Source organism: Streptomyces sp. NPDC048560 (assembly GCF_040650955.1).
Classification (GTDB): Bacteria; Actinomycetota; Actinomycetes; order Streptomycetales; family Streptomycetaceae; genus Streptomyces.
This window is the reverse complement of the sequence record NZ_JBEZIJ010000016.1, coordinates 1-15,870: the sequence shown is the minus strand read 5'-3', so window position 1 is coordinate 15,870 and position 15,870 is coordinate 1. Positions and strand designations below refer to the sequence as shown.

Here is a 15,870-nt window from a genome sequence, read left to right as displayed (position 1 = left end):
GTCGGCTTGGATGCTCGTTGGGCTGTTCGTGGGGAAGAGAGAGTCGCGTCCGTGGATCGTCTCGGACGAACTGTGGTCGCTGGTCGAGCCGTTGCTACCTGTTCCGGGACCGAAGCTGGTAGCCGGTCGGCCGAGGGTGCCTGACCGGCAGGCACTGTTCGGAATCCTGTTTGTCCTGCATACCGGGATTCAGTGGGAGTATCTGCCGCAGGAGCTGGGCTTCGGTTCGGGCATGACGTGCTGGCGCCGGCTCGCTGCCTGGAACGAGGCCGGCGTCTGGGACCGGCTCCATGTCGTGCTGCTGGCCAGGCTGCGAGCGGCGAACCAGCTCGACTGGTCGCGGGCGGTGATCGACTCCTCCCACGTCCGGGCCGCTCGGCGGGGCCCAAAAGCGGTCCCAGCCCGGTCGACCGCGCCCGGCCGGGCAGCAAGCACCACATCCTCGTCGACGGCCAGGGGATCCCGCTCGCGGTATCCCTGACCGGCGGAAACCGCAACGACGTCACCCAGCTGATGCCGTTGCTTGCCAAGATCCCGTCGGTCCCAGGGCTCGTGGGACGGCCGCGTCGACGGCCCGACGTGCTACTCGGGGACCGCGGCTACGACCACGACAAGTACCGCCGCTTGGTCTGGGCTCGGGGCATCAAACCGGTCATCGCCCGCCGCGGTGTTCTGCACGGCTCCGGCCTCGGAGTTCACCGCTGGGTTGTCGAGCGCACGATCGCCTGGTTCCACGGCTTCCGACGTCTCCGCGTCCGCTGGGAGAGACGTGATGACATCCACGAAGCCTTCCTCGGCCTCGCCACCTGCCTCATCACCCACCGCCACGTCCAACGCCTTTGTTAGGACCTCTAAAGCCCATGATCGAGGGTCACCAAACGAGACACGACCCCCACCGCGGCCGGTACTTCAAGCCCCGGCGCCTCCACGCCGACAAGGCGTACGACGTACCTCACCTGCGGAAATGGCTATGGGGCAAGCACATCGGTGTCCGTATCGCCCGCAAGGGAGTCGAGTCCAGCGAACGGTTAGGGCGCCGACGATGGGTCATCGAACGCACCATGTCCTGGCTGACCGGCTACCGCAGACTCAACCACCGATACGAGCGCCACCCCCGCAACTACCTGGCCTTTCTCGGCCTCGCAGCAGCACTCTGCTGCTACAAACGACTCGCCCGACTCACCACATAGGACACGGTCTTAGGCTCGTCGCGGGGAGCATGTCTCGACGGGGGAGGGCCAGGATGCTGAGCAGGGAAGACCACTGGGAAGCGTGGCCTGCCGGAGCGGCGACCCGGAGGTGCTGTTCGCGAAGGGGCCGGGCCAGAACTGGGCCACAGCAGTGTGCACCGGATGCTTCGTCCGCACCGAATGCCTGACGGAAGCCCTCGACAATCGGACGGAGTTCGGCGTGTGGGGCGGGATGACCGAGCGCGAGCGCCGAGCGCTGCTGCGCCGCAGGCCCAACGTCACCTCCTGGCGCCAAGCCCTCCGGGACACCTGCCTTGAGCAGGGACAGCCGCACGTGAGCTGAGGACGTCCTGGCACAGGGCACGGACGGCCGCGTCGAACTCCACCGCCCGCCCCGCATGAACGACATGCGTGCCCAGGTGCCACACATGAGGGAGGAAAGAGCCACGACCAGCCGAGGAGGTTGTCCCGGCCCAGCGTCTCGACGACTGCCGCACGCCGTCCGGGTATCCGAAGGTCGATCTCGACTCGGCCGGCGTCCAGCAGACTCCTGGTCCTCGGCATGAGGGCCTCGCTCCTGTGACACGTCATGACGGCCGCGAGGCCACCAGTACGCCGATCCTGTCGATGCGGTGTTCGGGATTGTCCCTGTCGTCCCGCCAGAAGTTGCCCGCCGCGTTGTCCTCGGGCGTGGCGCAGGTGGAGAGCGTGATCATCGCCTTGGTCGGTTTCTCCCCCGGGGAGCCGGGAACCTCGGCGCGCTGCTCGGCGAGGGAGCGCTCGGACCGGAAGGAGGTCGTCCTGGACTCGGTGATCCGGTACTCGTACACCGTGCCGCCCTCCGTGACGAAGACGGAGTCGCCCTTTTCGACGGACGGGAGCTCGCGCAGCGGGCCGCCCGCGGACAGCCGGTGGGCCGTCACGAGATAGTTGCCGACCTCGCCCGGGCCCACGCCGCCGTCCTCGCCGTACGGGCTGGCCGCGACGCCGCGGTTCTGGATACGGGTCCCCGGCCAGTCGTCCGTCGTCCCCTTGTACGGAACCACGCGCAGATCGCTGAGGCCGATCGACGGGATGGAGAGCGTCGCGGTCTCGGTCCGCGGATCGGTCCGGTCGGCCGGTGGCTTCGCCGGCTCTGTCGTCGGTGCCGGTGCGCCCGGTGCTGCGGTCAGGACGGGGTCCGGTGCTGTGGCCTGCCCGGCCGTCGCTGCCGAGCAGCCTGCTGCCAGGGCCACGAGTATCGCGCTCGCGAGCGCCCGGGGAACTCTTCGGAGACTGTGCATGGGGAGATCCGGATCGGTTGTCGGCAGGTGCCGGAGCGGACCGCGGTCCACGGCCCGCTCCTCCCAGTACACCACCGCTTCCCGGTCGGGCGCTCCCTTGTCGGGTCCCGCTCAGCCGCGATCCGGGGCCGCGAGCAGGGCGACTCGCCACCACCCCTTGCGGACCCTCCGGGTGTACGGGGTTCCGCGTCGTGGAGGCCTCCAGCCTGCCCTCCACGACCTCCAGCGGGGTGCTGAGGAGCCTCCCCCCTCTTGTCCCACCGTGTGATTTCCTGCCCTTGCTGGCTGGGCTGGCCGAGCACGAGCTCCTGCGCTCCCGCTGGGGAGCCGGGCCGGGAGTCCTCGGCGGACCCGCCGGACGAACCGCCCTCAGCTTGTCGTTCAACCTCGGCGTTTGATGAGGCGGGCGAGCGTCTCTGTGGGCCGGCAGAGCCATCCGAGTAGAGGGTGGGTGACGACGAAGTAGTGGGCGCTGACGCGGCCCCGCTGTTTGTCGAGGACTGGCGGGGCTTCATCGCGGTAGATGTAGCGGAAGTAGCGGCGGCGGATCAGGGCTCCTGCGATCAGCAGCACCGGTGAGGCGACGAGGATGGCCAGCGAGATCAGGGCCTTAACGGCCCTGACCTTGGCTCTTTCGGCTCTTCTCTCATATCGCATGTGCTCAGTGTGTTGATCCCCGTCGTCGTTTGTCAGCCTGTTCTGCGGGGTTCGGTGCCTGCCTTGTGGTGGGTGGGGCGGCTGTATGCCTCGCCGGTGGCGAGGACTCGGCCCACATCGTGACGGATGGCAGGGCGGTGGTTTCTTTGAGCCGAGCGGTCGGCCGGGGCCGGGGCGGCAGGGTTTCGGTGCACCGGCCGGTGCACCGGTCTTCGTCCGTAGGTTCCTGAACCCTCTGCGGACGCGGGCGGGCGTGAGCCTGTTCGGCAGTGCTGGCTTCTCCCAGGGCCGCCGGAGGCCGGTGGCCAGCGGGCGGGCCGGCCGGAGCTGGGTGAAGCGTTCGGGGAACGTTCACGGTGACCGTTCCCCGAACGGAAAACGGTTGACGCTGTCGACGATCTCCGGCAGCGGCCTGCGCGACGAATCAGAACGAAGCCATGCAAGTCGCGCATCCCTGCCGTCTGCCTGTCGGCGACAACGTCTCTACAAGTTCCCGGAAGTTCTCAAGGTTCACGAAGAGCACCCTCACAGGCGCCACTGACGACGGACGGTCTACCTGGCACCATCACCACTTCCGCGAAAGCCAGATCGCTTGAGATGGCCCCGGCCCGCAGTCTCCGAACATCTGGTACCTATGCAAGTCAGCGTCACGTCAACTGCCGCCTGCGCTGCGACAGGACACGATGCGTCTCTCAGGAATCACCTGAGCTCCGGTAACCGGCTTGAACACGCGTCGTTGATCAAGTCATGAAGACCAACATCCTCGCCACCGCCGGCCTCACCGCTGTGACCGCGCTCCTTTTTGCCGCTCCGGCTCACGCCGGTATCGCCGACGGCACCCTGAACAACGCTGATGTCCTCGACCACGTCTCTGCGCTGAATTCGAACATCAACAGCGATGTGCAGAGCCTCGCAAACAACAACGCGAACACCCGCGCCGACGGCAAGAAGAACAACGCCACCGGCCAGCACGAGTAGGCGACCTGCGTACCGTAGGAGCCCTCCCCGCTCCCGGGCACTGTCGGCTCACCCCGCACCGCTGTAGGACCTGCCGGGCCCCAACACCCCCAACTGGGCCTACGTGCCGCCGCGCACCTGGCTGGCAGGCGTGTTCCTGCTCGTTGAGGGGTGTCAGCCCTATGAGGCGGTCTCGTAGACGGCCGTGGTGGTCGGGCATTCGGCGGCGAGACCGAGCAGTGCTTCGTGTTCGGCCTCGTCGGCGGCCAGGTCCCAGCGCAGTTTCGTCGCGGTCCACTCTGCCGCGTACTGGCACCGGTAGTCGGCGGCCGGGCGAGCCATTGCGCCGGTCCTTGTCGGACTGGGAGCGGTTCGACTTCGCGGCGACGGCGATCAGGGTGAGGGGGGCGTCCTGGTCGTTCGCGTACGCCTCGCGCCGTTTGGGGTCCCAGGCGAAGCCGCCAGCTGGCGGGGAGCGTCATTCACGATGTGCTGTATTCCCTGAAAGCCCTAGGTATCGGCGTGTCAGTAAGGGCCCCTCAGTCCCCCGACTCGGCGCAGCCGACGGTAGCGGGTGGGTGTCGAGGACGCGGAGGCGAACCGGAAGACATCCCTCCTCCACCGCCAACGCGATCGGCGCCGCGGTGTCGCCCCCCCGGTAACGGCTGGAGGTGGACGCGCGGGGGCGGTGAGGCGCGGGGGTGATGCCCCGCCTCTCGGCAGGCTCCGGATACGGCGGAACGCCCGGCCGAGGAAACGCGGCCGCGCGTTCCAGACGAACGGCTTCGACTCCGCGGTCAGAGCTCGCCGCGGCGTGCGAGCTGATTCACCGCGTTCTCACGGATGATCTCGTTCTCTTCGTCGCGCAAGGCATTGAGGGCTTCTCGGGCCTCCGGGCCTGGAATGGCTCCGAGAGCCCAGATCGCCTTCACCGCGAGCGCCCGGTTCTCGTCCCAGTCCAGGTACTCGGGAACCCAGCGAGTCGCCAAGACCAGCGTGGGCACCGTCTTGGGCGAGCAGAGCTTGCCCAGCATGGACACGATGTCCTCTTACCCCCTGTGCCAGTCGGCAGGGAACAGCTCGGTCAACGGCTCCAGGAACTCCTCGACCGAGGCGTCGGCGGCCCAATGGACGATCAACGCCATCTCGACATCGTCGGCGTCCCGGCGCTCCATGGCGTCCCGGAGCAGCCGGAGCGCCAGGGCCCCACCGTCGGACTCGCCGAAGTGGGCGAGCACCTCGTCGATCGTGCGCGTCGGGGGCGAGCACGGTGCGACCCCCAGGCCCATGACCAGATCCCGCTCGTCAGGGGTCATCGCCTGACCACCTCCCATGTGTTGAACGCCCCAGGTCTTGGGTGGACCCTAGCAAGATCATTCTTACCAGGATTGCCTGTACCTCAACTACTCACAGGGGTGGGCAGCGCCCTGCACCTGACCGCGGTCATTGTTTCCAGCAAGGGTTCTGATCCGCTGGTGTCGGTCGTCTCCGAGCATGTGGGAGCGTTCATCTACTCCCGGCGCCCGCACCGCATCCAGGACTTCACCTCGGCTCTGTCCCCGCACGGTGGGGACACGGCGCTGCACGAAGCCGCCCAGGAGCTTTTCACCGACCTGACCACACAGTTCGGCCTCAGCCCGTAGCTCTAGACGGCCACCGGGGTCGACGGCACAAGCACCATCCCCCCGATTGAGAAGGCAGACAGCCCGCGTTCCAGGAGACCCCGATCTAGAACCGTCTCATCGTTGAACGGGGCGACATCCCGGCCCAGGTACGCGTTGAAGCCCAGCGACCGGGCAGCGAGCTGGAGCGGGTCATCCCGCCTGCGCGCCGCCCGGACTCCGCCGCACAGCACGACTCCTGGCCGCGCCCACGCACCTGACAGCCAGCTCCGCACGCCGACGGCGACGCGTCGAGCGTGGGCGGCCGCCGCCTGGGGTACGGAAGATGTACGGGGCTTGTGCGAGCTGCGCATACAGCCTCGCGTTCGCCTTCACGACCGGCGCACTCCAGCAGCTCTTCCCATAGCCGGACCAGCTCCTGGTCACGGTCCAGGCCCTCGTACGTGCGCGGAGACATGGAGAAGTCCCCCGGCGGGCCGCGCCGGGCGCCCACCGCCGGGGGACTTCGGTACGCCGGAGCCACGGGTGAGGCTCCAGGCGGATCAGGTGGCCACGGCGGGCCGTACGGCGTCGAGGCGGTCGAGCGCCCGATGCAACGCCCGTACCAGGCGGGCCCGGTTCTGTGCGTGCGGGACGCTGTTGTGGGAGGGCACGGACAGCCGGCGCGCCGCCTCCCGGAGTACCGCCTCGGTCAGCGGCCGCAGCTCGCTGTCCTTGGGCAGGTGCTCGAGAGCGTTGCGGAGGTCGGAGGCGACGCAGCGTGCGTGGCCGGTGAGTTGCAGGCTGATCTGCTCGACGTCGGCACTACGCAGTCCCGCTTCACCGGGTTCCCAGGCGAGGACGGCCGCGGTGAGCGCCAGGTGCATCTCGCGGTCGAGCGGCATGGACTGCGCCACGACGCTCTCCGGGTCGTACAACACGGTGTGAGTCATTGCTTCTATTCCTCCGCTCCAGGCCAGCCGGATGCAGCGCGGGGCGTACTTCTGGATAACTCCCTCTCATGCGGGTGGGGGCAGACTGGAATCCGGCAGTTCCCGGGCAGAGAACCGGACAGTTGTACCAACACCGGAGCGACGGCAGGAGGCTTCGTTCACTTCCGGCAGCAGCGTACGTTCAGCCGATTGGGCAGCGAGTCGCGGTGCAGCGACTCTCCCGCCGCCCGCTTGTACGCCGCGCTCCGCGCCATGGCCGGGGAGTTACGGGGCCAGGGGGAGGTTCAGGCCGTGCCGGTCGGGACGTGTGCAGTCCGCCGGTGAAGTTCTGCGGGTCTGCTGCCCGGGGCGGGCAGTACGGGCTCGGCCCGCGCGGCGATCGACCGACCGCGCGCCCGAGCTCCTGGGGGCCTCTGCCTGCTGCTCCAGCTGGACGTAGAGCCCCGCAGCCACTGTCGCGGCGGCGGGCGCGGCGCCGGCGCGGGAGGCCGAGGAGGTGGAGCGCCGAGCAGCGCGACCGGGCGGTGCGGGACAGGTTCCCTCACGTGAAGCGTGGCACGGCGATCACCCCGGCGGGAGACTTCCGCTGCGGGGAGTGCCGCCGGCTCGTGCATTCCCCGAAGGGGCCGGGCGTACATGTTCGGGACCGGGCGGTAGGGCGGTGAGGCGATCAGCTCTCTGCCGGTGAGGGACGTTACAGCCACATCGTGCGGACAACCGGGGCTGTGGGACCTCTAGGTGGTGCCGCATCCTAGGGTGTGGGCTCGTTTTCCGCCGAATTCCCGCTCTTTCCAACCCTGTTGGGCGCCGGTGGGTAGCGTCTGCGATCACCACCTGGTTCGGAGGTATGAAACGGGCCGGGTTCGTCTGAGGCTGAGGGAGCGAGTACCGATGTTGAGTGTGGAGACGTCTCTGAAGGAGGCGATGACCGTGATCGAGGGGAGCGTGGGGGTTGCGCTCGTCGACTACACGTCCGGTATGGCCCTGGGAACACTGGGAGGAGGCAAGGACCTCGATCTGACCGTAGCCGCCGCGGGGAACACCGATGTGGTCCGGGCGAAGATCCGCACGATGGAGATGCTGGGCATCAGGGAGGACATCGAGGATGTGCTGATCACCCTCGGCAGTCAGTACCACCTCATCCGACTGATCAAGGGGCGCGGGGGCAACGGCCTGTTCCTCTACCTCGTCCTGGACAAGGGAAGGGCGAACCTCGCCATGGCCAGGCACCAGCTCAGACGCATCGAGACGGAACTGGAACTCTAGCCGCTTCTCCTGCTTCCCGGCTCCGCACGCCCACGAGTTGAAGAACTCTTCAACTCGGCACATCTGAAAGTGCTCAGCCAGGGGTGCAAGGGGTTCGGGAAGCAGGAGGATGTACGGACTGGGCGCCGAGGACCAGCAAGAACTGGTTGCCGGCTCATGGAATGGTCGAAACGGGTGGGAGTGCAATTCGCATGCAAGTGCCGCTGTACCAGGCCAAGGCGGAGTTCTTCCGCATGCTCGGACACCCCGTCCGAATCCGTGTACTGGAACTCCTCCAGAACGGCCCCGTACCCGTACGCGAACTGCTGAACGCCATCGAGATCGAACCGTCCAACCTCTCCCAGCAACTGGCCGTACTACGCCGCTCGGGGATCGTCATCTCCATCCGCGAGGGCTCCACCGTCAGCTACGCACTCGCCGGGGGCGACGTGGCGGAACTCCTGCGGGCAGCCCGGCGCATCCTCACCGAACTGCTGGCCGGACAGAACGAACTGCTCGCGGAACTGAGGAACGCCAACTCCCTCGACGCCTGAAATCCGCGCAGCGCGCCATCGGGGGGCTCCGGGGTGACGATCGGATCGGCCGGCGAGCACAAAAGGCGAGAGGCCTGACCCGAACCCGGCCACCGACCCGTCCTCACCGGAGGGGTGGCCGGGGTTCCCGTCCGGGTGGCTGGCCTGTCCACGAGTCCGAACCTAGCTGTGACGGTGGCTACTTGACGTGCAGCATTCGAGCTTCAACTGGCGTCGACGACGCTGGCCCACGCGGACATCGCCTCGACCGGCGGCGGGAGCAAGGCTCCGAACCGCACGTGCTCGTACGTGCTTGTCGATCCGCCGCCTCCGGCTGGGCATCAAGCGTGGCGGGGGCACGACCCGAAGGACGGCGATCCGTCTTCGAGCATGTTCGGGTCGGCGTCGGCCACCGCTGCGGGCGTCATGGTCACTGCCACGGCGAAGGTCACGACCGTGCGCCGGGCAAAGGGCGACGGCAGGACCGTCGCGTGCGGGGCCCGGCACACGTACGCCGCTTCCCAGGAACAGAACAGAAACTTGAATGTCCAGCTGTGTGACATTGCCGGGGGAACAGCATCGGACGGACGCTCATGCGCACCTGCGGGGACGCCAGCAGGTGCGCATGAGCCCCAATGCCGCCGTGGCGGTGAGTATCGTCCGGTTGGCTTTGTCGCTCGGTAGCGAGAGGGCACGGAAGGCGATGTGGCCGAGTTTCCGCAACGCCCGGCGGCTTGAACTTGCCCCGGATGTCGTGCGTCCGCCGGCGGGGGTGGATGCGGAGCCTGGCGGTGTGCCACGTACGGGGGCACACATGATGAGCAATGTTTCCGCCACATGGTCCGAAGCTCTGCGGCCGGAGCCGCCGGTCAGCGCCGAAGTAGCCGTCGGGCGGCCCGGTTCAGGAGGCGAGGTGGCAGGATGACGCGGTGTCCGACTCTCTCCGTGAACTGTGGCTGCGCGGCATCACCTTCAACGCGGCGGCTCCGGCCGACGTGCTGATACGTCTTCTGGACGAAGCGGCCGGTGAGGCCGGCTTGCTGATGTGCGAGGGGCGCGACCTGCCCGACGCCGTCATCGACGAGGGCCTTTGCCACCCGGTCGGGCGGATCCGCCGCGCCCTCGCCCGCAACCTGCACGTCGACCCTGCACGACTCGCTCCCTTGGCATCGGACCCCTCGGGACTCGTCCGCGCCTATCTCGCCGGCGGTACACGGTTCCAGCCTCGGTGGGTCCGGCCTCTGCCGGACGACATCCTCGTCGCTTTCCTTACCGCCCAGGACGGAGGCGAGGTCGGCAGGGTCACTGAACGGGACATCGTCGGTGAGCTCTGGTCCTCCCGGCAGGTCCCTGTGTCCTTCCCGCGGGACATGGCCGGTCACGACCATCCAGCACTCCGTCTGTACGCCGCCTTCCAGTGGCAGTCGCTCACCACTGCGCAGCACGATGCCCTGCTCGACGACCCCGACCCCGCCGTACGGGAAGCAGCCAGGGAGAGTAACCGGCAGCTGGACCCGGAGGCGGTGGAGGCGGCGCTGCCGCCCATCGATTCACGCCACGCGGTGTCCGTGCTCAGCACGTGTGCCCTGTCACCCGCCGTCGTCGAGCTGTGCTTCGCGGACGACGTGGTCCACCCGCTGGCCCGCAACCGCCATACCCCGGCCGACGCCCTCGCCCGGCTCGCCCGCCACCCTGATGCAGAGATCCGCAGGCTGGTCGCCACCCGGCCCGACCTGGGACCGGCGGCGGCGGAGCTGAGGCAGGATCCGGACGAGGACGTGCGGATGCGTGCCCGCCTCCAGCCATCCATCCGTACCTGGGCCGAATTCCAGGAGGTCCACAAGGTCGTCGGGCACGGTCCCGACTGCACCTGCCCGATCACTCAGCCGGCCACCGAGCCGTCGCCGGACTGGTACGCCACCTGCGCGGCGTCCGAAGAACCGGTGTTCCGCCGGGTTGCGGCGAGCTGGCCCGGCCTGCCCGCAGAGCTCGCCGGGGCACTGGCGCTGGATGATGACGAGGAGGTACGGATACAGCTGGCCTGCCACCACCCACTGGCTCCGCCGCATCTTCTCCTGGACGTCTTCGTGACGCGCCCGGCCCACCGTCCGCACCTTCTGACGCTGCCCGCGTTCCCCCGCACCGGCTGGAGCCACTTCATCGGCCACCCGGACCCCGAGGTTCGCGCCCTTGCCGCAGCCGACCCCACCCTGCCCGAACCTCCGCTGGAAGACCCAGACGATGCAGTACGCCGGGCAGCCGCAGCCAACTCGACCCTGACACCGGAGACCTTGGAAACCCTTCTGACCGACCTGCGCACCGCTGAGGGCGCCGCGGCCAACCCGTCTCTGCCAGTCCCTCGTATGCACGCACTTCTTGACCACTGCCTGAACGGCGCCGCCACCCCACCGACGGGGGCCCGATGCTGAGAGGCGACGCCCGCGCAGCGAGCAGGGGCACGGCAATCGCCGTCGGCCGTCGACTGACGTCAACACGCCGGGCAAGTGTTTCCAAAACTCAGGCTCTGGTCCACTTTCTGTGGAGGCTCACGGATAGTGATGTCGGTGGTGTGTGGTGGGATGGCCGGACTCTGCCGTTGATCTGCTGGGAGATCGTCGTGACGTCTTCGTACCCGTCCCTGACTCGTGCCTTGGCCGAGGCTTTGGTCGATGTCCTGTGGTTCATCGACGGCAGTGAAGACGAGCAGATGGATCAGGACGAAGCGGTCAAGGTCATGGAGGGCATCGCCCACGTGGTCAGCACGCTGCCGAGTGATCAGCAGCAGGAGCTGATCACCCTGCTCGGGGAGATGGCAGCTGCCGAGACCAACCCCGTACGCCGTGAGTTCCTGGAGGAGTTCCCGGAGGGCTTCGGGCTCATCGACGATCTGTCCTGAAGGATTTCAGCTTGCCGCGCAAGGCTGGCACCAAACCGTGCCGCGGCGGGTGATCCTCCACCCAGACTCATCACCATGAACTCGACGATGTTGGATAGCGGCATGGTGAGACGCAAGAAGGAGAAGAAGCGGCCCGCCTGGGGCGTTCCGAAGGGGATCTTCCTGTTTGCGACGCCGGAGGGCTGGCGCACCAGCGTCCTCACCGAAAGCGGAAATCTCTGCGGGCGGCTGGACATTCCGATCAACACTGACCCGCAAGACGCGCGGGCTGCGGCGGCGGTGATGGTGACGGAACTCGCGCGCGACTTTCACGACACCGACGTGGAGGTGAGCTGGGATCCGCCTCAGGAGCCCTGGTCATGGACCGCCCAGGTCACCCTCACCGCCGAAAACGAACCACTTTCGCCGGATGCTGAAGGCTGAACGGCAAGCTCAGGAGTAGAGCAGGACGCGCTTGCGGAGGAGTTCGAAGCCGGCGCGGCCGAACATCTGGCGCTCGAGCATCTTGATCCGGTTGACATGGCCTTCGACGACTCCGGAGTTCCAGGGCTGCGAGAGTCCGGCAGTGACGGCGTCGAGGTCGCGTTCCAGGTGCTGGGAAGCGCTGGAGGCTGGGCAGGTCGGCGTTGGTTGCCGCTTCGATCCATGCCGGCAGTTGGTGGCCTTGCAACTGGGTGAGCATGTGGGCGAAGGAGCGCACATGCTCGGCTCGGGCAGGTCGATTTTCCGGCGACGTCACCCGCCATCGAGCGACGGCCAACCGTCACGCTGCGTACGAGACCACAAGAAGTGGACCAGAGCCAAAACTCACTCGTGAACAATTCGTCTCCGCATCGATGGCTCAGTGCCTCCCCGACCGGTGACGAAGTGGGCTGGAACCACGGGCAGTCCGCAGGTGCGCTTCGTGCGCGGGAGCGGCGGGACGAGCGGCTGGTCACTCCGTGGCCGGACCTTCGCGGCTCCCGTTTCCCGGTACGGGCAAACTTCCGACTTGCCTACCAGGAAAGCCAAGAGTAACTTTCCTTGTAGGAAAGTTATCGGGGACGGGAGGGGGATGGCCGTGAGCACGCCGGTGGATGCCGAACAGGCATGGAAGGATCTCCAGCGCATCCGAGTGCCGCAGGAGCGGGTGTACGACGAGTTCGAGCGATCCGCGTCCGGCGGGCGCGGCATGGTCTACGGCACGGCCGCGCTCATGTGGGTGTTCCTTGCCGGCGTCGGCATGGACCTGCCCCAGTGGGGCGTCGGACTGTTCATTGCCGCCTACGTCGGCCTGTTGAGTGCGCTGATCGTAGTGAGTAGCCGCAGGAACCGGATGCAACTTCACCACACTCGCTGTCCCGGGCGTATGTGGGCCGCGTTCGGTGCGGCGGCGGTGCTGGTCGGCGGGACGGTCGTGCTGGCTGACCACCTGACCGAGCCGCTGGAGCCGATCTACGCCGGCCCCGTCCAGGCCACGGCCGCGGTGGCTGTGTACCTGCTCTCCCTCGGTCCCGCCAACCGCTGGGCGGCCGAATCGGTGCGGAGCGGCGGCGAACGGGCGGCCGATGCGGAGGCGGGCCGATGAGCACCCCCGCCGGCTTCGACCAGCTGATCCACCCCGCCACCCGACTTTCGGTGGTCGCGCTGCTCGCCGCCACCGAGTGGGCGGACTTCGCGTTCGTCCGCGACAGCCTCTCGCTCAGCGACTCCGCGCTCTCCAAGCAGCTGCACACGTTGGAGGGGGCCGGATACCTGGAGACCCACAAGGAGGGCGGCGGCCGCAACCGCCGTACGAAGGTACGGCTGACGGACCGCGGTCGCACCGCGTTCGAGGGACATGTGGCGGCCCTCCGGGCCATCGTCGACAGCGTCGGACCCGCGACCGGGGCGGCACACCAGCAGCCCCACGCGGAGGCGGGCCGATGACGACGTTCGGACGAACCGACGTCCGGCCCGTAATCCAGGTGACCGATCTGACCATGGCGTACGGCGACGTCGACGTCCTGCGCGGCGTCGATCTGGATATCCACCGCGGCGAGGTCTTCGCGCTGCTCGGGCCCAACGGCGCGGGGAAGACCACCACCGTCGAGGTCCTGGAAGGCTTCCGGCAGCGCTCCGGCGGGGACGTGAGCGTCCTCGGTACGGATCCCGAGCGGGGCGGCGACGCGTGGCGAGCCCGGATCGGCCTGGTCCTGCAGTCCTGGCGCGACCACCGCCGCTGGCGGGTCGCCGAGCTTCTGACCCACTTCGCGACCTACTACCCCGACCCGCGCGACCCGGCCGAACTGCTCGCCCTGGTCGGCCTCACCGACCAGGCCGGCCGGCAGGTGGACCGGCTGTCCGGCGGCCAGCGCAGACGCCTCGACGTCGCGCTCGGCATCGTCGGCCGCCCCGAGCTCCTCTTCCTTGACGAGCCGACCACCGGCTTCGACCCTCAGGCGCGGCACGAGTTCCACGTCCTGGTCGAACAGCTGGCCCGCGACGAGGGCGTCACCGTCCTGCTCACCACCCACGACCTGGCGGAGGCCGAGCGGCTCGCCGACCGGATCGCCATGCTGGTCGGCGGCCGGATCCGGGCCTGCGGCACACCCGCGGAACTGGCCCGGCGAGCCGCCGCCCAGGCCGAGGTCCGCTGGACGGCCGACGACGGGACGCCGCGCCGCGAACGCACACAGGACCCCTCACGGCTGGTCTGGGAACTCCACCGGCACACGGACAGCCCGATCGCCGACCTGGAGGTCCGCCGCCCGACGCTGGAGGACACCTACCTGCACATGGTGCACCGGGAGGCCGGGGGCACGGACGAAGCCGACGGCACGGACAGGGACGCGGACGAGGAGACACCGGCCGCATGAGGGGGACACATATGACGAACAGCTGGCGTGCCGGGCTCCAACGCGGCGGAATCGAGCTGCGGCACCTCCTGCGCAACGGCAAGGAGATGTCCGGCCATCTGACCAACGTAGTCGTCGCGTTGCTCGTCGCCGCCTACGCCGGCGACGACGTGCCCGGGACCAGAACCCCGATGACTCATCTGGTGCTGGCGGGCTTCGCCGCCTACCTGCTGTTCCAGGTCGGGCTGATCAACCTCCCGCAGATCCTCGTGACCGAGCGGGAGGAAGGCACCCTGCTGCGGCTGCGTGCCACGCCCGGCGGGATACCGGCCTACCTCGTCGCCAAGTGCCTCCTGGTGGTCGTCCTGGCGATCGGCACACTGGCGCTGCTACTGGTCGCCGGGGCGCTGTTGGTGGACGGGCCACTGCCGCACGGGCCTGGTGACTGGCTGACGCTGCTGTGGGTCACCACGCTGGGTCTGCTCGCCGTCGTGCCGCTCGGCGCCGCCATTGGCGCCGTACTGCCCAACCCCCGCGAGGCCCTGGCGTTGATCATGCTGCCGACGATGGGGCTGCTGCTCACCTCGGGGGCGGTGTTCCCGATCACCGCACTGCCCGTGCCGGTCCAGCAGGTGGCCTCGGTCTTTCCGCTCAAGTGGATGGCGCAGGGCCTGCGTTCGGCGCTGCTCCCGGACTCGGCACGGACCGCCGAGGCGGTCGGCTCCTGGGAACTGCCCATGGTCGCCCTGGTCCTCACGGCCTGGGCGGTCCTCGGGTTCCTCCTCGCGGTCCCTCTCCTGCGCCGCGCCGCCCGCCGCGAGTCCGGCTCGCGGCTGACCGCCCGCCACCGCAAGGCGGAACAGAGCGGCGCGCCGGCCGCGTAGGCGGCCTTGCGACCACCGGGCTACGCCGTGCGCCTGCTTCGACGGCACGGGCCGGCGCGCCGGCGCGGGCCCGCACGCGGGTCGGAACCCCGGCCGGTGACAAGAACTCACCACGGCGCAGCAGGGGGCCACCGGTACGTACACGCGGACTCACCACTGAAGACATAGGGCCGCCCCCTCCGCAGCGGCACTCCTCCTTGCGGAAGCGAGGTGCACTGTGCCCGTCGCCCTCCCTCACGCACCGTTCACGGCCCGACCAGGGGGCTCAGGGCCGTTTTTCATGGGCAGGGGGGCGGGCGCTTGTTCGGGTGCCGGTGGGGGAGCCGACTGTCAGGGGGCGGCGGCAGCTGTCGTCTGGCCGATGATGCGTTCGGCGCGGTATGGAGAAGTGTCGAGGCGAGCCAGCACGGCGGGTTGGGTGATGTTGGGGAGGATGGTTTCGAAGAGGGCGGAGATTTCGGTGACGAGGGCCAGTGGGCGCTCGGGCATCGATTCCCTTACTACCTGTACTCCGGTCCAGGCGCCGACGAGGAGGCGTGAGGTGGTGGCCGGGTTGACGTGGGGGAGGAGTTCGCCGCGTTCCTTGGCTTCGGTGAGGAGTTCGGCTCCGTAGGCGATCCAGTCCGGCCAGCGGGTGCCGAAGAGGTTGCGTGCGCGGGGGTCGACGGACAGCCGGATGGCCGCGCTGAGGAGGGGCTCTCGGGGGAGGCGGTAGGCCAGCAGGAGTGCTGCGTCTATCCATTCCTGGAGTTTGAAGGCTTGCGGGGAGACTCCGTCTGTGGTGACGGCCTCTTGGAGGACACCGCGGGCCAGTTCTTCCTTGGAGGTGAAGTGGAAGTAGAGCGCGCCCTTGGT

21 protein-coding genes and 2 pseudogenes are annotated in these 15,870 nt (G+C 68.5%); 14 read left to right on the top strand and 9 right to left on the bottom strand.

Going from position 1 to position 15,870, the window contains the following annotated elements; all coding sequences use genetic code 11:
- The first annotated feature begins 10 nt into the window (after positions 1-10).
- From AB0C82_RS33130 to AB0C82_RS33120, 3 genes and pseudogenes are all read left to right on the top strand, one after another.
- Positions 11-846 (top strand): IS5 family transposase gene (locus tag AB0C82_RS33130; protein ID WP_362849556.1). Its coding sequence is split into 2 segments (ribosomal slippage): positions 11-365 and positions 365-846, totalling 837 coding nucleotides; the frame shifts between segments, so codons are not numbered across the junction.
- A gap of 5 nt (positions 847-851) precedes the next feature.
- A pseudogene (locus AB0C82_RS33125) lies at positions 852-1,190 on the top strand (transposase); the annotation flags it as partial.
- A 73-nt stretch (positions 1,191-1,263) separates the two neighbouring features.
- Positions 1,264-1,533 (top strand): WhiB family transcriptional regulator, encoded by a 270-nt coding sequence (locus tag AB0C82_RS33120; protein ID WP_362849685.1) that lies wholly within the window; start codon positions 1,264-1,266, stop codon positions 1,531-1,533.
- 244 nt (positions 1,534-1,777) lie between these two features.
- On the opposite strand, the gene AB0C82_RS33115 is transcribed toward AB0C82_RS33120, so the two are convergent.
- The 3 genes and pseudogenes from AB0C82_RS33115 to AB0C82_RS33105 form a co-directional block, all read right to left on the bottom strand.
- Positions 1,778-2,473 (bottom strand): sortase, encoded by a 696-nt coding sequence (locus AB0C82_RS33115; RefSeq protein WP_362849553.1) that lies wholly within the window; start codon positions 2,471-2,473, stop codon positions 1,778-1,780.
- A 381-nt stretch (positions 2,474-2,854) separates the two neighbouring features.
- Positions 2,855-3,130, bottom strand: a complete 276-nt coding sequence (locus AB0C82_RS33110) for a hypothetical protein (protein WP_362849550.1) — start codon at positions 3,128-3,130, stop codon at positions 2,855-2,857.
- A gap of 32 nt (positions 3,131-3,162) precedes the next feature.
- Positions 3,163-3,463: pseudogene (locus tag AB0C82_RS33105) on the bottom strand (transposase); the annotation flags it as partial.
- A 414-nt stretch (positions 3,464-3,877) separates the two neighbouring features.
- Between AB0C82_RS33105 and AB0C82_RS33100 the strand changes: the two are divergent.
- A complete protein-coding gene (locus AB0C82_RS33100; protein WP_362849547.1) occupies positions 3,878-4,108 on the top strand; it encodes a hypothetical protein in 231 nt (76 codons plus the stop codon).
- A 159-nt stretch (positions 4,109-4,267) separates the two neighbouring features.
- On the opposite strand, the gene AB0C82_RS33095 is transcribed toward AB0C82_RS33100, so the two are convergent.
- The 3 genes from AB0C82_RS33095 to AB0C82_RS33085 form a co-directional block, all read right to left on the bottom strand.
- A complete protein-coding gene (locus AB0C82_RS33095; protein WP_362849544.1) occupies positions 4,268-4,429 on the bottom strand; it encodes a hypothetical protein in 162 nt (53 codons plus the stop codon).
- A 455-nt stretch (positions 4,430-4,884) separates the two neighbouring features.
- Entirely contained in the window at positions 4,885-5,121 is a 237-nt protein-coding gene (locus AB0C82_RS33090; RefSeq protein ID WP_362849541.1) for a HEAT repeat domain-containing protein, read from the bottom strand.
- 15 nt (positions 5,122-5,136) lie between these two features.
- Positions 5,137-5,403 carry a hypothetical protein gene (locus tag AB0C82_RS33085; protein WP_362849538.1) on the bottom strand — a complete coding sequence of 89 codons (267 nt, stop codon included), beginning with the start codon at positions 5,401-5,403 and terminating at the stop codon, positions 5,137-5,139.
- 99 nt (positions 5,404-5,502) lie between these two features.
- Between AB0C82_RS33085 and AB0C82_RS33080 the strand changes: the two genes are divergently transcribed.
- Entirely contained in the window at positions 5,503-5,730 is a 228-nt protein-coding gene (locus AB0C82_RS33080) for a hypothetical protein (protein ID WP_362849535.1), read from the top strand.
- Positions 5,731-6,251: 521 nt separating this feature from the next.
- On the opposite strand, the gene AB0C82_RS33075 is transcribed toward AB0C82_RS33080, so the two are convergent.
- Entirely contained in the window at positions 6,252-6,641 is a 390-nt protein-coding gene (locus AB0C82_RS33075) for a restriction endonuclease (protein ID WP_362849533.1), read from the bottom strand.
- 891 nt (positions 6,642-7,532) lie between these two features.
- Between AB0C82_RS33075 and AB0C82_RS33070 the strand changes: the two genes are divergently transcribed.
- From AB0C82_RS33070 to AB0C82_RS33050, 5 genes are all read left to right on the top strand, one after another.
- Positions 7,533-7,907, top strand: coding sequence for a hypothetical protein (locus tag AB0C82_RS33070; RefSeq protein WP_362849530.1), 375 nt, complete (start codon positions 7,533-7,535; stop codon positions 7,905-7,907).
- A gap of 191 nt (positions 7,908-8,098) precedes the next feature.
- Positions 8,099-8,440, top strand: a complete 342-nt coding sequence (locus AB0C82_RS33065) for a metalloregulator ArsR/SmtB family transcription factor (RefSeq protein ID WP_329204919.1) — start codon at positions 8,099-8,101, stop codon at positions 8,438-8,440.
- A gap of 908 nt (positions 8,441-9,348) precedes the next feature.
- Positions 9,349-10,848: a hypothetical protein gene (locus tag AB0C82_RS33060; protein WP_362849526.1), complete on the top strand. Its 1,500-nt coding sequence runs from the start codon at positions 9,349-9,351 to the stop codon at positions 10,846-10,848.
- Between the two features lie 221 nt (positions 10,849-11,069).
- Positions 11,070-11,315 carry a hypothetical protein gene (locus AB0C82_RS33055; protein WP_362849524.1) on the top strand — a complete coding sequence of 82 codons (246 nt, stop codon included), beginning with the start codon at positions 11,070-11,072 and terminating at the stop codon, positions 11,313-11,315.
- Between the two features lie 75 nt (positions 11,316-11,390).
- On the top strand, positions 11,391-11,738 hold the full coding sequence (locus AB0C82_RS33050) for a hypothetical protein (protein WP_362849523.1): 348 nt from the start codon (positions 11,391-11,393) through the stop codon (positions 11,736-11,738).
- Between the two features lie 9 nt (positions 11,739-11,747).
- On the opposite strand, the gene AB0C82_RS33045 is transcribed toward AB0C82_RS33050, so the two are convergent.
- Complete coding sequence (locus AB0C82_RS33045; RefSeq protein WP_362849690.1) at positions 11,748-12,017, bottom strand: hypothetical protein; 270 nt, start codon at positions 12,015-12,017, stop codon at positions 11,748-11,750.
- Positions 12,018-12,369: 352 nt separating this feature from the next.
- On the opposite strand from AB0C82_RS33045, the gene AB0C82_RS33040 reads away from it, so the two are divergent.
- The 4 genes from AB0C82_RS33040 to AB0C82_RS33025 are packed head-to-tail and all read left to right on the top strand — an operon-like array spanning position 12,370 to position 15,015.
- A complete protein-coding gene (locus AB0C82_RS33040) occupies positions 12,370-12,882 on the top strand; it encodes a hypothetical protein (protein ID WP_362849520.1) in 513 nt (170 codons plus the stop codon).
- Entirely contained in the window at positions 12,879-13,223 is a 345-nt protein-coding gene (locus tag AB0C82_RS33035) for a transcriptional regulator (protein ID WP_362849517.1), read from the top strand. The genes AB0C82_RS33040 and AB0C82_RS33035 overlap by 4 nt, the downstream gene beginning before the upstream one ends.
- On the top strand, positions 13,220-14,152 hold the full coding sequence (locus tag AB0C82_RS33030) for an ABC transporter ATP-binding protein (protein ID WP_362849515.1): 933 nt from the start codon (positions 13,220-13,222) through the stop codon (positions 14,150-14,152). Before AB0C82_RS33035 ends, AB0C82_RS33030 begins: the two co-directional genes overlap by 4 nt.
- Positions 14,149-15,015, top strand: coding sequence for an ABC transporter permease (locus tag AB0C82_RS33025; RefSeq protein WP_362849512.1), 867 nt, complete (start codon positions 14,149-14,151; stop codon positions 15,013-15,015). The genes AB0C82_RS33030 and AB0C82_RS33025 overlap by 4 nt, the downstream gene beginning before the upstream one ends.
- A gap of 330 nt (positions 15,016-15,345) precedes the next feature.
- Here AB0C82_RS33025 and AB0C82_RS33020 read toward each other — a convergent pair.
- The coding region (locus AB0C82_RS33020; RefSeq protein WP_362849509.1) for a TetR/AcrR family transcriptional regulator at positions 15,346-15,870 on the bottom strand (525 nt) is incomplete at its 5' end.

Excerpts from the sequence above, each read along its gene's own strand:
- AB0C82_RS33070 (WP_362849530.1), top strand. The coding sequence starts at position 7,533 with ATGTTGAGTGTGGAGACGTCTCTGAAGGAGGCGATGACCGTGATCGAG.
- AB0C82_RS33085 (WP_362849538.1), bottom strand. The coding sequence starts at position 5,403 with ATGACCCCTGACGAGCGGGATCTGGTCATGGGCCTGGGGGTCGCACCG.
- AB0C82_RS33115 (WP_362849553.1), bottom strand. The coding sequence starts at position 2,473 with ATGCACAGTCTCCGAAGAGTTCCCCGGGCGCTCGCGAGCGCGATACTC.
- AB0C82_RS33075 (WP_362849533.1), bottom strand. The coding sequence starts at position 6,641 with ATGACTCACACCGTGTTGTACGACCCGGAGAGCGTCGTGGCGCAGTCC.
- AB0C82_RS33065 (WP_329204919.1), top strand. The coding sequence starts at position 8,099 with ATGCAAGTGCCGCTGTACCAGGCCAAGGCGGAGTTCTTCCGCATGCTC.
- AB0C82_RS33095 (WP_362849544.1), bottom strand. The coding sequence starts at position 4,429 with ATGGCTCGCCCGGCCGCCGACTACCGGTGCCAGTACGCGGCAGAGTGG.
- AB0C82_RS33110 (WP_362849550.1), bottom strand. The coding sequence starts at position 3,130 with ATGCGATATGAGAGAAGAGCCGAAAGAGCCAAGGTCAGGGCCGTTAAG.
- AB0C82_RS33030 (WP_362849515.1), top strand. The coding sequence starts at position 13,220 with ATGACGACGTTCGGACGAACCGACGTCCGGCCCGTAATCCAGGTGACC.
- AB0C82_RS33100 (WP_362849547.1), top strand. The coding sequence starts at position 3,878 with ATGAAGACCAACATCCTCGCCACCGCCGGCCTCACCGCTGTGACCGCG.
- AB0C82_RS33050 (WP_362849523.1), top strand. The coding sequence starts at position 11,391 with ATGAACTCGACGATGTTGGATAGCGGCATGGTGAGACGCAAGAAGGAG.
- AB0C82_RS33025 (WP_362849512.1), top strand. The coding sequence starts at position 14,149 with ATGAGGGGGACACATATGACGAACAGCTGGCGTGCCGGGCTCCAACGC.
- AB0C82_RS33090 (WP_362849541.1), bottom strand. The coding sequence starts at position 5,121 with ATGCTGGGCAAGCTCTGCTCGCCCAAGACGGTGCCCACGCTGGTCTTG.
- AB0C82_RS33035 (WP_362849517.1), top strand. The coding sequence starts at position 12,879 with ATGAGCACCCCCGCCGGCTTCGACCAGCTGATCCACCCCGCCACCCGA.
- AB0C82_RS33045 (WP_362849690.1), bottom strand. The coding sequence starts at position 12,017 with ATGTGCGCTCCTTCGCCCACATGCTCACCCAGTTGCAAGGCCACCAAC.
- AB0C82_RS33040 (WP_362849520.1), top strand. The coding sequence starts at position 12,370 with ATGGCCGTGAGCACGCCGGTGGATGCCGAACAGGCATGGAAGGATCTC.